The sequence below is a fragment of the Pseudochrobactrum lubricantis genome (genome assembly GCF_041929865.1).
Classification (GTDB): domain Bacteria; phylum Pseudomonadota; class Alphaproteobacteria; order Rhizobiales; family Rhizobiaceae; genus Pseudochrobactrum; species Pseudochrobactrum saccharolyticum.
In genome coordinates, this window is sequence record NZ_JBHEEE010000009.1 from 50,392 (window position 1) to 65,085 (window position 14,694).

The following is a 14,694-nucleotide window of genomic DNA, read 5'->3' on the forward strand; positions in this document are numbered from 1 at the left end:
ATTTGGGGAATATAGCCGGAGGTTCAGCACATACCGGAAATATTCTGGCGGAGAGCCGGAACTCATCCGCAGTTTCATGCAGTCTGAAGATGATGAAACGATATTCCGGTGTGCCGCCGATTGATGACAGCGGCACACCGTCTTTTTCAGAGATTACTGCGCATCATCGATGATGGTCTGTTCTGCTTTTGCAGCTTCAGCCAGCGACTCTTTCACAGGTTGTTTTTCCAGAACCACACGGTTCACCATATCCATAGCGGTCTGACGCTGGGCTGCTTCATCCACAAACATGGTGGTGTGCGCATAGTCCAGACCTCTGAGGAACGGGCCGTAGATCGGGTCTGCCAGATTGGCTTCAGTCTGGGCAACCGCACGACGTGCAGGTAGTTCACCAACTTCCTTGAGCCAGATTTCCATCGCTTCCGGCGAGGAGATGTAGTTCAGGAATTTCTTGGCAGCTTCCAGTTTTTCGCCTTTTGCATTGGCGCCGATACCATTTGCAAAATAGCTGGCATAGTTGGAACGTACACCTTCAGCATTGGCCGGCAGTTCGGTAACGCCCCATTCAAAATCCTTGATGGTGCGGAATGCGCCGAGGCGGAAAGTACCGTCAACAGTCATGGCAGCCATGCCTGCACGGAACGCAGCCTGACCTTCATCCATGAATTTCAACTCGCCGACTTTTTTCTCTGTCTGCAGGTCGGTGTAGAATTTCAGAGCCTTTTCACCGGCTTCGGAATCGTAGGTGACTTTGCGGTCATTGTCGGTGTAAGGCGCGCCGCCATACTGGCGGATCAGCACTTCACGCCACCAATGGTGATCCTGTCCGGCCATATCCAGAGTGATACCGGCAGTGGTCAGATTGCCGTTTGCATCGCGCTTGGCTGTCTTTTCTGCTGCTGCAACCAGTTCATCCAGTGTTTTTGGCGGGTTTTTCGGATCCAGACCGGCTTCTTCAAACAGTTTCTTGTTGTAGAACAGCGCCAGTGAGCGCACGGCAGTCGGCAGACCATAATAGTCTTCGCCGCGCTTCATCGCACTGGTGATCGGGAAGAAATCACTTTCGATCTTATCATGCGGGAATGTATCGGTTGGCAGCGGCTGCAAAATTCCGCCTGCTACGAATTTATCAAGCCAGCCGTAGAAAAGCTGCATGACATCAGGGCTGTTGCCAGCCATTTTGGCTGCAATCACGCGGGTCTGATAATCATCATAAGGGAAGGTGGTGTGTTTGACCTTGATGTCCGGATTGGCTTTTTCGAAATTCTCGATCAGCTTATCCATCGCTTTAACGCGCGATTCAAAGACATATTGCCAATATTCAATTTCAACAGCCTGCGCTGCATTGAGCGCCATTGTGCTGAAGCCTGCGAGCAATCCCGCAAATAATAGTTTACGCATGTGAACCTCCCCTTATGACCTCCGGCTGTTGCCGGTATCAGGCAAAAATACAGTTTTATGCATGTTGTTTCCGAAACGGCAGCCCGTTTTGGGGTGACATGCGTCAGCGATCAGTGTTCGGAAATTGCATCTCGTCAAAGACCGGTTGGCAGCTTTGCCCCTTCAGATGCGTTTTCCTCCGCAGAGCTGCCCTCTACGGTCACTATTTTACAGGCTTTTGTCAATAAGATAATTTACTTGAGTTAATCTATTGCGGTTATGAAGGCTCTCGCTTATCATTTTTTGAGACGGGCAGGACGGAGCAGCATGGGCGCACAGCCGGCAGGTACACAATCGGGCACAGAATCAGGCACACAGCTGATTACTTTGGGTAAAAACCCCGAGCGAATCCGCGATCACAATCGTCGGGTGGTGCTGGATATTGTGCGTCAGCACGGCTCTTTGGGGCGGATGCATATTGCGCGTTTGACGCATCTGACAGCTCAGGCAATTGCCAATATTGTCGATGAACTGGTCTGCGAAAATCTGTTGATGGAGACCGGAAGGCTCAAATCCGGCCGTGGTCAGCCGCCTAAACAATTCGCAGTCAATCCTGACGGCGCTGTAACGATGGGTGTTGAAATGGCATCCGATCACATGGTGACGACGGTGCTTGATCTGACAGGACAACCCCGTTCCCGCCATATTACACCCGTGCATGATACCAGCCCTGACGCGCTTTCCGGCTTGTTGCGTATACAGGTTGATACTGTGAAAGCGGAGTTTTCTGCACCTTTGCTGGGTGTCGGTGTGGTGATGCCGGGCCCGTTCGATATTGAAGGCATGACCTCTGTCGGGCCGACCACTTTGCCCGGCTGGTCAGATGTGGATGCGGCAGCCATTTTAGGTCAGGCTTGCGGTGAACCGGTTACTATCGAGAATGACGCGAATGCGGCAGCGGTGGGAGAGCGCCTGTTTGGTGCGGGGCATGCCATTTCCTCTTTTGCGATGATCTATTTCGGTGCCGGTGTCGGTCTTGGCATGATTCAGGACGGTGTGCCGTTTCGCGGTGCTTTCGGTAATGCCGGTGAAATCGGACATATTGTGGTGGCGCCAAAAGGGCGAGCCTGCCCCTGTGGTCAGTCCGGTTGTCTGGAGCGCTACGCCTCACTGTATGTCCTGCGTGAAAAGCTGGCTTTGGCGGGCGTTACAGAAACAGATTTTGATGATCTGCAGAAATTGCATGACAGCGCTCATCCGGTGCTGATGGAATGGATGGATGAGGCCGCACTCTATCTGGCGCCGATGATTGCCATGATCGAAAATATTCTCGATCCGGAAACGGTAGTGCTGGGCGGTATGTTACCCGATGCGATTATCGACGGATTGATTGCACGGATGGGGCAGTTGCCGATTTCCGTTGCCAGCCGCCGCAGCCGTGCTTTGCCGCGTGTATTGCGCGGCCATACCGGACAATTTACGGCGGCTTTGGGTGCCGCAGCTCTGCCTTTGTTTGAAGCGATGACACCGAAACTGGATACGCTCGCTGACTTGTAATTCATCTTTGTGAGGAGGCATCCGGTGCTGACTGACCGCCAACGTATAGAACGACAAAAATCGGCACCGGCTCTTATGCGCCTGCATCATGCATTAAGCCGGTTGCGCTCGGTGGTTACAGTGATGAATACAGGCGCACACCCTGATGATGAGCAAAGCGGCTTACTGGCTTATTTCCGCTTTGGTGCGGGTATGCGGGTGATTGTCGGTTGTTCCACAAGGGGTGAGGGCGGGCAGAATGCACTGGGGCCAGAACGCGGCGGTGCATTGGGGCTGATGCGCTCCCGTGAGATGGAAGAAGCTGCGCGGATACTGGATTGCGATATTGTCTGGCTTGGTCACGGGCCTGATGATGCAGTGCATGACTTTGGCTTTTCCAAAGATGGTGACCGTACATTTGACCGCTGGGGCGAGGAGCGTATTGTCGAGCGTCTTGTGCGTGCCTATCGCAGTGAGCGGCCGGATATTGTTATTCCGACATTTCTTGATGTGCCGGGTCAGCATGGTCATCACCGTGCGATGACCCGCGCAGCGGAACGAGCGATTGCGCTGGCTGCTGACGATCAGGCTTTTCCTGAGCATTTTGCGCAAGGGCTTAAGCCTTGGCAGGTTGCGAAATATTATCTTCCTGCATGGTCGGGAGGTGGTGATACCTATGATGATGAAGTGCCGCCGCCTGAAGCTACAGTGATTGTCCATGCTGACAAGCGCGAACCGGCAACGGGTGCGGATTATGACCGCATCGGGGAATGGTCGCGTTATTATCATGCCTCGCAGGGCATGGGGCATTGGCCGGAACAGCCAAAAACGCAATGGCCACTGCATCTGCTGCTGGCAGAGAAGACCGGTGCGGAGGTTTCCGTTCTGGATAATCTGCCAGCTGATCTGACGGCCTTAGCGGCTCATGCGGAGATGTCTGAAGTTGTCGCCCAAGCATTGCAAGCTGCGCAAAAAGCAATTGATACTGCGATTGCCGCGTTCCCTGACCGTGATGCAATCATCGCTTCTTTGGTATCGGCTGCGCACAATATTGATACTATCCGCGCCAATGCACCGGAAGATTTTCTGCTCGCGCATGAGCATCGTCTTTTACGCAAGAAGACCGAGATTGATGCTGCGCTGATTGAAGCTGCAGCGATTTTTGATAGTGCAGAGCTGAACCCGCCGGTGATGTCACCTGCCGGTGAAGCTTTGTTGCAAGTCTGGCTTGGTACTGGCCATGCGCAGTTTCAGGCGCAGGTTGAACCGGTTTTGCCGGAACATTGTGCGGCTTATGCACATGAGACAACCGCAACCATTCAGTCCTTTGATATAAAGGCCGGAGCAGAGGCGGCTTTCAGTCCGCTTTACCGGCCGGTCTGGTCTTCGCTTGGAGGCAATGGCGAATTCTATGTGTGTGTGACGGCACAATTCTCGGACTATCAGGCCAAAGCGAGTTTCGATCTTGCTGAACAGTTTGCGCTGGTGCCTGCCCAATCAGTGCGGATTGAGCCGGAAGCGGTAATTGTTCCGCTTGATCCGGCAGGCGAGACACAATGGCCGGTGAGTGTAACTGTCAGTGGTGATCCGCAGCCTGTGCGTTTTATCAGCAATGGTGGCTGGACGGTTGTGCAGAGTGCCGATAGCACGATACTTCACGCGCCGGAAAAACGGGAAGCCGGACTGTTCCGCTTACAAGCACAAATTGCCGGTCGTGATGCGGTGCGGCAGACGCCAATTGCCTATCCGCATATCGGGCGGGTGATGTATCGCGAGCCGGAATTATTGAATGTGCTGGTGCTGGATCTGAAACTGCCGCAAGGTGCGCGCATCGGTTATATCGGCGGCGGTGCTGATCGTGTTGGTCTGTGGCTGAGCCGTATGGGGCTGGATGTGACAGAGCTGGAGCCGAAACATCTGGCCGGTGATTTGCAACAATTCACGAGTATTGTTGTCGGTATTTTTGCTTTTGGCCTAAGGAGCGATCTGGCGGAGGCAACAGCACACTTACATGCCTATGTTGAAAATGGCGGTCATTTGCTGACGCTTTATCATCGCCCGACCGATGGCTGGAAACCTGCTGTTACTCCACCGCGGCATATAAAGATTGGCTCGCCGTCTTTGCGCTGGCGGGTGACCGATCCCGCAGCGACTGTCACCGTTCTGGAACCGGAGCACAGATTGCTCAACTGGCCGAATTGTATAACAGATGAGGACTGGCAGGGCTGGAATAAAGAGCGCGGGCTGTATTTCGCCTCCCATTGGGATGAGGCCTATCAGCCGTTATTGTCGATGCATGATGCCAATGAGCAACCTTTGACCGGTGCGCTTCTATCTGCACGGATTGGCAAAGGGCGGCATACGCATACCAGTCTTGTGTTGCATCACCAGATGGACAGGCTGGTTGCGGGGGCATTTCGTCTGATGGCCAATCTGGTGAGTGGTGCGGATGATGAGAGTTTGTCTGATATTTAGGACAGTCTAGTGCAATTCTACTGACTACTGCAAAAATCTGAACTGATTATGTTTCTGTCAACAACGCACTTTGGTGCTTATTCCTGACACAGGAACAAACGGACAGGTGTACTCATGCAGTTTGGAATTTTTACCGTCGGTGACGTAACAACTGATCCGACAACCGGCAAAACCCCGAGCGAACATCAGCGGCTGAAGTCGATGATGAAATATGCGCTGAAGGCGGAAGAAGTCGGTCTCGACGTTTTTGCTACCGGCGAACATCATAATCCGCCATTTGTGCCGTCTTCACAGACGACCATGCTCGGCTGGATTGCGGCTAAAACCAGCAAGATTCAGCTGACGACCTCGACAACGCTGATCACTACCAATGATCCGGTGAAGATTGCCGAGGATTTTTCGATCCTGCAGCATCTGGCCGATGGTCGTGTTGATCTGATGATGGGGCGCGGCAATACAGGGCCGGTTTATCCGTGGTTCGGTAAGGATATCCGTGAGGGTATTCCGCTGGCGATTGAGAATTATCATCTGCTGCGCCGTTTGTGGCGTGAGAAAACAGTGGATTGGCAGGGTCAGTTCCGCACGCCTTTGCGCGGCTTTACGCTGGCTCCGGCACCGCTGGATGATACGCCGCCATTTGTCTGGCACGGCTCAATCCGCAGTACGGAAATCGCTGAACAGGCTGCGTTCTACGGGGATGGTTTCTTTGCAAACCACATCTTCTGGAACAAGGAACATACCCAGCAGATGATTGATCTGTATCGCTCACGCTTTGAACATTACGGTCATGGCAGTGGGGATCAGGCGATTGTCGGTCTTGGCGGGCATATTTTCATGCGGAAAAACAGTCAGGATGCCATTCGTGATTTCCGGCCTTATTTCAATAATGCGCCGGTCTATGGTCACGGACCATCCATGGAAGATTTTATGGAAATGACCCCGCTGACTGTCGGCTCGCCGGAGCAGGTGATCGAGAAAACACTGAGTTTTGCTGATTATGCCGGTCATTATCAGCGTCAGTTGTTCCTTGTCGATCATGCCGGTCTGCCGGAAGAGATGGTGCTTGAACAGATTGAGCTTCTCGGCACGGAAGTGGTGCCGGTATTGCGCAAAGAGTTTGAAGCACGGCGTCCGGCGCATATTCCGAGCGATCCGCCAAGTCATGCAAGCCTGCGTGCACAAGGGCCGGATGGTAAACACCGTAAGGTCATTCCGGTTGAAAGCGCAGAACAGCCAGCCTGAGGCAGGTTTGATTAAGGGGCAGGGATATCTCTGCTCCTTCCCTGCCAATGAACGGAGATAATTATGACACGTCGTATTCTTGTATTGAGTGCAGGTCTGTCACAGCCATCATCAACCCGTATGCTGGCAGATCAGATTGCACAGGCAACAGCCGCGCAAATCGGTGCGCGGGGTGAAGAGGCGCAGATCGAGGTCATCGAGCTGCGTGAGCTGGCTATGGATTTGGCCACGACTATGGCAACCGGTGGCATACCGACACCGCATCTCTCTGAGGTTAAAGAGAAAATCTCTGCGGCTGACGGGCTGATTGCAGTCACGCCGGTTTTCACCGCCAGTTATAGCGGATTGTTCAAAATGCTGTTTGACAGTCTGGATACCAATGCATTGAACAATATGCCGGTGATTATTGCGGCAACAGCGGGAACAGCACGCCATTCATTGGCGCTGGATCATGCTTTGCGGCCGTTATTTTCTTACCTGCGGGCGACAGTTGTGCCGACCGGTGTATTCGCTGCGACAGAAGATTTTGGCAGCGGTGAAGCCGGACATGATCTGTCTTCGCGCGTGCAACGTGCGGCCAGTGAATTTGCAGCGCTGGTTGTAGCGGAAAAGAACGGTGTCGGTGGTTTTGTCCCGAATATCGGCGATCAGCGCAAACGGGATTCCGGTGTGCAGCTCAGCCAGACGGTCACGCCATTTGCACAATTGCTCAAAGGGCGCACCGGCACAACCGGTTGATAAACAGACAGCGACACATATTTAGAAAATTCAAAGTGCGGGCATTGAGATGCCGCACTGAAAGGAGCCAGTATTATGGAACTTGGCGTTTATAGTTTCGGCGACGTACAGAAAAATGCACAGACCGGTGAGCTGGGCTCAACGGCAGATGCAACACGCAACCTTCTGGAAGCCATTCAGCTGGCCGATGAAGTGGGGCTGGATTATTTCGGTATTGGTGAACACCATACACGGGAAATGCCTGCTTCTGCGGCAACGGTTATTCTTGGTGCTGCGGCAGCCACAACCAAAAACATTAAGCTGGGCAGCGCGGTAACCGTGCTGAGCACCGATGATCCGGTACGCGTTTATCAGCAATTTGCGACGCTGGATGCGGTATCGAACGGACGTGCAGAAATCACAGCCGGTCGCGGTTCTTCGACGGAGTCTTTCCCGCTTTTCGGTCATAGTCTGAATGATTATGACGAGCTTTATGCGGAAAAACTTGATCTGCTGTTGAAGATCAATGAGAGCGAAAGTGTGACATGGCAGGGTAAATTCCGTCCGGCTTTGAATGAGGCGCTGGTTGTGCCGCGTCCTGAAAGCGGCTCGCTGCCGATCTGGCTGGCAACCGGCGGTAATCCGCATTCATCGGTACGCGCAGGTATTCTCGGACTGCCGATTTCCTATGCGATTATCGGCGGGCAGGCTGCGCGTTTTGCACCTTTGGCCGAGTTGTACCGCCGTGCGGGCGCTCAGGCTGAGATTGCTCCGGAGCAGCTGAAAGTCTCGGTCGCAGTACCGGGTTTTGTTGGCGAGAATGCCAAACAAGCCAAGGATTTTTTCTGGACGCACTGGCATGCGGTGATGGAACAGCTGGGCAAAATTCGTGGTTTCGCACCACCGCCACGCTCGCATTATGACAGTGAAGCCAGCGGTGGTGGCGCGATTTTTGCCGGTGAGCCGGAAGAAATTGCAGAACGTATTATCACCTTGCAGAAACAGCTCGGGCATATGCGCCAGTTTCTCCAGATGGATGTGGGGCAGATGCCGCATAAAGACTTTCTGCGTTCGATTGAATTGCTGGGAACCAAAGTGAAGCCTCTGGTTGATGCGGAGCTTGGCGTGGATTGAGTATTTTCGGTTTAAACCGAATTGTTGAAAATACTCCATCCATTTGTTTCTGCGCGTATCTTATCCGAAAACCGGTTCCCACTTTTCGGGATACGCTTTCAAGTAACAGGAGATTGCTGATATGCAAATCACCGAAGTGAAAACAATTGGTATTCTGGGTGCCGGCCGTGTCGGCACAGCTATAGCCCGTCGCGCGATTGCGGCGGGTTATGCGGTGAAGATTGCGACATCCAAATCACCGGCAGAGATTGCGCTGTTGCTCGAAATCATGGTGCCGGGTGCCGTTGCTGCAACCGCGCAGGACGTGATTGCAGAAAGCGATATCGTCATCCTTGCGCTGCCTTTGTCCAAATATCGTCAACTGCAGCCGGAACTGCTGGCGGGCAAAATCGTTATTGATGCAATGAATTACTGGGCACCGACAGACGGAACTCTTGCTGAGTTTGAAACAGGAACTTCCAGTAGCGAAGTGATCCAGAAATTCCTGTCGCAGTCGCGGTTGGTACGCAGTTTCAACCATATGGGCTATCATGAGATTGATGAGGAAGCCCGACCAAGCGGTGACCCACAACGCCGTGCGCTGGCCATTGCCGGTAATGATGCGGAGGCCCGCAGGCAGGTTGCCGGATTTATCGACCGGATTGGTTTTGATCCGGTAGATGCGGGGCTTCTGATTGAAAGCCGGATGTTTGATACCGGTACGCCGGTTTTCGGTGCGCCGTTTACCCGTGCGGATATGCTGGAAGCACTTACTCTGAAACAGGCAAGCTGACAGGCTACAAGTTCAAAAGGAGAGGGTTGAATGACTGATATTCGAATGAGCAAGGAAGACACAGACACACGCCACGGGCGCTATGTGGCGCGTGTTGACGGTGTTGAAGGCGAAACCGAGATTACATTTACCCGCCGTGCGAACGGCGTTATCAGTGCGGATCATACCGGCGGGCCGGATTCCATGCGCGGTACCGGTGCGGCTGCTGCACTCGTAACCTATATGGTTGAGGATGCACGTAAAAATGGTTTTCGCATTCTGCCGCTTTGCCCTTATGTGCGGGCGCAATATCGCCGCCATCCCGACTGGGCGGATGTTATGACGCTGGCACCGGGTGAAGAGCCGTCGCTTTAAAATAATACTGGATAGTTTTACTCAAGTATAATTGTTTTGACGTCCAGAATACCTGATTGTTCGTGATTTTTAGATTCGATTGTCAAAAATAGCTTTATATTCGTAGGAATATAAGGCTATTTTTTATGGAAAAATGATTTAAAATCAACGTGTTAAATGTTCTCGTTTTCGTGATCTTGAAACTGTTCTAAAATGTGTTAGCCCTATTATATTAGCTGAATATTGGTCGGGTTTGCGCAGATTTCACTCATTCTCGTCGATGGTAATTTCGTTTGAAGAATGATGATTGAGTAAGGCATAAATACACCAAATCTATATCCGGACGGATAAATATGCAGGCATTGATTTAATCTGTCTGTGCTCTAATTCCGGATATTTAATACTACGTAATGTTGAGTAGTTTCAGTAAAATTCAGATCTGAATTCACCGTTTCTTCGTCGGAGGAGCCGGTTCGGACAAAGATTGTTTTGTAATATTGTAAGTAACGCTGGGAGTAATTCATATGACACCGACACGCAGGGACTTTCTCAAGTTTACAGCGTCCGGAATTGCGGTCACTATTCTTCCGATCCGTGCAGCCCGTGCTGCATTGTTTGAAAAGCAGATTCTGGACTTACCACTCCCGCAAGGTACAACCCAGCTCAAGCGTCGTGTTGACGGCGTGGCAAAGGTGACAGGTTCCAAGGTTTTTGCCCGTGATATCCGCGCCAAGGATATGACAGGCTGGCCGAAAGAACAGGCGCATGCTTTCGTGGTCTGGTCGACCCGAGCCGATGCACCGTTCCTTGATCTTGATCTGTCTTTGCTGGGTGAAGATCTGCAGCCGGATTATCTGGTAACCGCAGAGGATACAGTTAAAGCCGGTCTGGATTTCTACGATCCTTATACTTACGGCCAGAAAATGCTGTCGCCGAAAGGCGAAGTACCGCTGTTTCTCGGTCACCCGCTGGCAATCCTGATTTATCGTGATTTTGCCCGTTTCTCTGTTGCCAAGCGCATTTATAAAACCAAGCGTGATGAGATCATCCGCTATGGTGAAACAACCGCGCCTGTTGAGCAGGGACCGCTGGCCAATTTCCGCTTTGTCCGTGTTGAGGGCGAAGGTGGTGCGAAAGCCGAGAAAGACCTGTTTAATCCGGTCGATGACGGTTATGTTTTTGCCACTTATGACAAGAATGATGTCAACTGGCCGAAAGCTGATGCATCCGGCGATGCAATGGGACGCGGCATGGCCTATGCCGAAGGTATTCGCGCAGAGCTGAACACGCCGCCTGAAGACTGGCATGTGATCGAGCGCGAATATTATTCGCCGTTCATTGATGCGGCAGCGCTTGAGCCGGACAATTGCAATTGCTGGTATGATGCAAAATCCGGCAAACTTGAAATTGTTATGGCGAGCCAGAGCCCGCATGAGGTGATGACCGGCACCGCTGCCATGCTCAAGAAAAGCACCTTTGATGTGCGCGAACTGAAAGGCCATCCGGCCTATACGGTTGGTTACGGTACCAAGGAACACAGCCCGTTCCCTTATTACGGTATTGTTGCTGCGCTCTTTGCTGAAGGCCGTCCGGTACGTTTGGCACTGGATCGTGAAGAACATTTCCAGACAGCAATCAAGCGTCACCCGCTGCGCATGAAATATCGTCTGGGTATCAACCGCAAGACACTGAAAATGCAGGCTCTTGCAGCTGATCTGGAACTGGATGGCGGTGGCCGCCAGAACTATACCACACCGGTCACGCAGGTTGCTGCCGGTGCGGCGCAGGGAATTTATTATTTCCCTAAAAACGATATTGCCGCCATTGCCCATTCATCCCGTGCGCCGATGTCCGGTTCTGTGCGTGGTTTCGGCTCGCTGGAAGCACAGTTCGGTACAGAAATGCTGGTCGAAGAACTGGCTGAAGAGCTGGGCGTGGACGTGATGGAATTGCGTCTGATCAATGCGTTGCAGGACGGCGAACGCAGCTCTGCCGGTGCATTCCCACTGAGCCTGTGCCGTATGCGCGAAATGATCGAAGCTGATCGTGCGCATCCGGTCTGGGCAAACCGCGCCAAGCGCAAAGCAGAGTTCGAAGCAGAAAACCCTGCGCTGAAATATGGTGTTGGCTATGCGATTGCCAAAAAGGGCTTCGGTAACTCGAACGAAGCTGTGGCAGCCTCGATTGTTCTGACACCGGAAGGTAAAATCCGTCTGCATCATATTGCCGTGGAAATCGGCACCGGTGCGGTCAGCACGCAGGCACTGATGTGCTCGCGCTGGTTGGGTAAACCTGCCGATGAGATTGAAAGCGCTGCTCTTGACTGGGCACCGCTGGAAATGTTTGCCACGCTCAATCCGTTTGTGATGGACAAAGCCCATCAGGATGAGATGTCGCCGGATCCGCGCTGGACACCGGCAATGGCTTCGGCATCGAGTGCCACCAATAGCGCGTTCTACTTTACTCATGGTACCCATGAAGCTGGCCGTCTCATTTATGAGCGCGGTATTCTGCCTGCGGCAGCGGCATTGTGGAATGTCTCACTGGAAGAGGCAGCTGCTGCCTCGTGGAAAGATGAGAAATTCACGCTTGCCGATGGCCGTGCGCTGACGCTGGCAGAACTTGCCGCCAAAGCCTATGAGCTGAAAGGCATTACCGGCGCGATGGTTCACGCCTTTGACCGCTGGGGCTGGGGTGAAGCCGACTATGATATTCTTGGTGAAACCAGCCGCCGTCCGATTGACGGTCTGGCAATTCAGACCGGTTCCGATCAGTGGCAGCGTATTGAGCGCCGCAATGTGCATTATATGGATCCTCAGGTGGATAATGCCAGCTGGTCACGTTTTGCACCGGCATCGGCACTGATTGAAGTCAGTGTCAACCGCGGTACCGGCGAAGTGAAAATCCTGTCGCATCATTCCTCCATGGATTGCGGTCGTGTGCTGGTTCCGGAATTTGTATCCGGTCAGTTACAGGGTGGTATCGGCATGTCGGTCGGTCATGCGCTTTATGAAGGCATGCCGCTCTATGAAGAGGGTCCCGGCAGCGGCGACTGGAACTTCAACCGCTATCGTCTGCCACGCGGTAAAGATGTAGCTGTCTGGAACCAGACGGCAAATATTCTGCCGGTTACAGAACAGGAAGATCATCCGAAAGGCATTGCAGAAGTGGTACAGATTCCAACCATTCCTGCGGTCGCCAATGCGGTTGCGCATGCCGTTGGCAAATATCTGCGCGAACTCCCGCTGACGGAAGAAAAGATTAAAGAGGCATTGTCATGAGTATCCCGACACGCGAAATTAAGCTGAACATCAACGGCCAGCAGGTAGGGCCGATGACGGTTCCTGAAGAATTGTCGATGGTGGATTTCCTGCATGAATATGCAGACCTGACCGGCAGCCGTTTTGGCTGCGGACAGGGACTTTGCCGCGCCTGTACCGTGATTGTGGATGAGCCGGATGGTACCAGCCGTGAAATGCGCACATGCATTACCGGTGCCCATTATTTCAACGGCCGTTCTATCCGCACAGTTGAAGGTCACGCGACCAAGGGCGAAGACGGTCAGCTGAAGCTTTCTGCCATTCAGGAAGCTTTCCTCGATCATTTCTCCTTCCAGTGCTCCTATTGCGCACCGGGCTTTGTGAATGCTGCTACCGTTCTGGTGGAGCGTTTGCAGAAAGAGCCTGTGGCAAAAGAAGACGTGAAGCAGGTCATCGAAGATTCCCTCAATGATCATATCTGCCGCTGCACCGGCTATGTCCGTTATTACAGTGCGGTGCATGATGTTGTCATGAACACGCCGGGGCTTGTTAAATGAAACCAGTAATCAAATGGATTCTCGGGCTTGGTGTTATCGGCGGTGTGGTTGCGGCCTCCGTACCGTTCTGGCCGGCAAAATCTGCCTATGATGATAAGGCGGCCGAACAGCGTCTGGCTGTAAGTGGTGAAGATAAAGCCAAGCTTATCAAGCGCGGTAAATATCTTGCCGCTGTAGCAGACTGCGCGGCCTGTCACCAGTCGCCGGATGGTGCGCCTTATGCCGGCGGTCATCCGATTGAAACGCCTTTCGGCGTGATTTACGGCACCAATATTACGCCGGATAAAGAAACCGGTATCGGCAATTATACATCGGCTGATTTCTATCATGCGGTGGTGGATGGTGTACGGGCAGACGGCAAACGGGTTTATCCGGCGATGCCTTATGTGTCCTATCACACAATCCGTCCGGAAGATTCCGATGCGATCTATGCCTATCTGATGGATCAGCAGCCGGTAAAACGCGCCAATCCGGAACTGGGCCTGTCTTTCCCGTTTAATCAGCGCTGGGCACTGTCTTACTGGAATCTGGTCAATCCGAAGCTGCAAATGCCTGCCAATGCCACACCGGAGCAGGCCAATGGAGCTTATCTGACCGATGTTCTCGGCCATTGTCAGGAATGTCATACGCCGCGTAATGCGATCGGCGGTCTGAAACTGGCGTCAGCCTATGAAGGCAGTGTGCTGGGCAAAATTACAGGTCCGAGCCTGAAGCCTGAAGCGCTTGCTGCCCGTGGCTGGACGACTGAGGATCTGCGTAAATTCCTCAAGACCGGTATGTCGCCACAGGGCACGATGACACTGGAAATGTATCCGGTATTGCTGCACTCATCCCAATATATGACGGATGAAGATATTGCTGCTATTCAGACCTATCTGACCGGCGACAAGCTTCCGGCAGCACCTGAACAGACACCGGTTGCGATTGATGCTGCACTGCGTCAGAGCGGTCGTGATGCCTATATGGCTGTCTGCGCCGGTTGCCATGGTGTGGATGGTGAAGGCAAGCCGCATATTGCGCCCGCGATGACCACCAATACCAGTGCGATGCTGGCTGATCCGAGCAATCTGATCCATGTGATTGTGGATGGTATTGCCGAGCAGCGCCTTGGCAATGGTGAAGTGATGCAGGCGATGCCGGGCTTCAAAGATGCGCTGACAAAGCAGCAAATTGCTGATCTCGTCAATTATATGCGCGCTGAATGGGGCGGCCAACCTGCCAATATCACCGTGCAGGACATAGAAAAAGCAAGCCACTAAATCAGCTTGTTTAAACCGGCGGGTGCAAA

General features: G+C 52.9%; 11 protein-coding genes. 10 read left to right on the forward strand and 1 reads right to left on the reverse strand.

The genetic code is table 11. The features are described from left to right. Positions 1–153 precede the first annotated feature (153 nt). A complete protein-coding gene (locus JNC80_RS16530; protein ID WP_022710583.1) occupies positions 154–1,401 on the reverse strand; it encodes a sugar ABC transporter substrate-binding protein in 1,248 nt (415 codons plus the stop codon). A 306-nt stretch (positions 1,402–1,707) separates the two neighbouring features. Between JNC80_RS16530 and JNC80_RS16535 the strand changes: the two genes are divergently transcribed. The 10 genes from JNC80_RS16535 (at position 1,708) to JNC80_RS16580 (ending at position 14,665) form a co-directional block, all read left to right on the forward strand. After that, on the forward strand, positions 1,708–2,937 hold the full coding sequence (locus JNC80_RS16535; RefSeq protein WP_213598978.1) for an ROK family protein: 1,230 nt from the start codon (positions 1,708–1,710) through the stop codon (positions 2,935–2,937). 24 nt (positions 2,938–2,961) lie between these two features. After that, the gene (locus tag JNC80_RS16540; protein WP_376710934.1) at positions 2,962–5,391 is read left to right on the forward strand and encodes a PIG-L family deacetylase; all 2,430 of its coding nucleotides are present in this window, start codon (positions 2,962–2,964) and stop codon (positions 5,389–5,391) included. A gap of 114 nt (positions 5,392–5,505) precedes the next feature. Beyond that, a complete protein-coding gene (locus tag JNC80_RS16545) occupies positions 5,506–6,633 on the forward strand; it encodes an LLM class flavin-dependent oxidoreductase (RefSeq protein ID WP_376710935.1) in 1,128 nt (375 codons plus the stop codon). A gap of 63 nt (positions 6,634–6,696) precedes the next feature. After that, on the forward strand, positions 6,697–7,371 hold the full coding sequence (locus JNC80_RS16550) for an FMN reductase (RefSeq protein ID WP_376710936.1): 675 nt from the start codon (positions 6,697–6,699) through the stop codon (positions 7,369–7,371). A gap of 75 nt (positions 7,372–7,446) precedes the next feature. Further along, a complete protein-coding gene (locus tag JNC80_RS16555; RefSeq protein WP_376710937.1) occupies positions 7,447–8,484 on the forward strand; it encodes an LLM class flavin-dependent oxidoreductase in 1,038 nt (345 codons plus the stop codon). A 121-nt stretch (positions 8,485–8,605) separates the two neighbouring features. Next, positions 8,606–9,256: an NADPH-dependent F420 reductase gene (locus JNC80_RS16560; RefSeq protein WP_376710938.1), complete on the forward strand. Its 651-nt coding sequence runs from the start codon at positions 8,606–8,608 to the stop codon at positions 9,254–9,256. A 30-nt stretch (positions 9,257–9,286) separates the two neighbouring features. Next, positions 9,287–9,610 (forward strand): GNAT family N-acetyltransferase, encoded by a 324-nt coding sequence (locus tag JNC80_RS16565; RefSeq protein WP_022710576.1) that lies wholly within the window; start codon positions 9,287–9,289, stop codon positions 9,608–9,610. Positions 9,611–10,113: 503 nt separating this feature from the next. Beyond that, positions 10,114–12,870 carry a xanthine dehydrogenase family protein molybdopterin-binding subunit gene (locus tag JNC80_RS16570; RefSeq protein WP_376710939.1) on the forward strand — a complete coding sequence of 919 codons (2,757 nt, stop codon included), beginning with the start codon at positions 10,114–10,116 and terminating at the stop codon, positions 12,868–12,870. Beyond that, the gene (locus JNC80_RS16575) at positions 12,867–13,406 is read left to right on the forward strand and encodes a (2Fe-2S)-binding protein (protein WP_022710574.1); all 540 of its coding nucleotides are present in this window, start codon (positions 12,867–12,869) and stop codon (positions 13,404–13,406) included. The genes JNC80_RS16570 and JNC80_RS16575 overlap by 4 nt, the downstream gene beginning before the upstream one ends. After that, positions 13,403–14,665 (forward strand): c-type cytochrome, encoded by a 1,263-nt coding sequence (locus JNC80_RS16580; RefSeq protein WP_376710940.1) that lies wholly within the window; start codon positions 13,403–13,405, stop codon positions 14,663–14,665. The genes JNC80_RS16575 and JNC80_RS16580 overlap by 4 nt, the downstream gene beginning before the upstream one ends. Positions 14,666–14,694: the final 29 nt, after the last annotated feature.

Coding starts and splice junctions, on each gene's coding strand:
- JNC80_RS16530 (WP_022710583.1), bottom strand. CDS start 1,401: ATGCGTAAACTATTATTTGCGGGATTGCTCGCAGGCTTCAGCACAATG.
- JNC80_RS16535 (WP_213598978.1), top strand. CDS start 1,708: ATGGGCGCACAGCCGGCAGGTACACAATCGGGCACAGAATCAGGCACA.
- JNC80_RS16545 (WP_376710935.1), top strand. CDS start 5,506: ATGCAGTTTGGAATTTTTACCGTCGGTGACGTAACAACTGATCCGACA.
- JNC80_RS16550 (WP_376710936.1), top strand. CDS start 6,697: ATGACACGTCGTATTCTTGTATTGAGTGCAGGTCTGTCACAGCCATCA.
- JNC80_RS16555 (WP_376710937.1), top strand. CDS start 7,447: ATGGAACTTGGCGTTTATAGTTTCGGCGACGTACAGAAAAATGCACAG.
- JNC80_RS16560 (WP_376710938.1), top strand. CDS start 8,606: ATGCAAATCACCGAAGTGAAAACAATTGGTATTCTGGGTGCCGGCCGT.
- JNC80_RS16565 (WP_022710576.1), top strand. CDS start 9,287: ATGACTGATATTCGAATGAGCAAGGAAGACACAGACACACGCCACGGG.
- JNC80_RS16570 (WP_376710939.1), top strand. CDS start 10,114: ATGACACCGACACGCAGGGACTTTCTCAAGTTTACAGCGTCCGGAATT.
- JNC80_RS16575 (WP_022710574.1), top strand. CDS start 12,867: ATGAGTATCCCGACACGCGAAATTAAGCTGAACATCAACGGCCAGCAG.
- JNC80_RS16580 (WP_376710940.1), top strand. CDS start 13,403: ATGAAACCAGTAATCAAATGGATTCTCGGGCTTGGTGTTATCGGCGGT.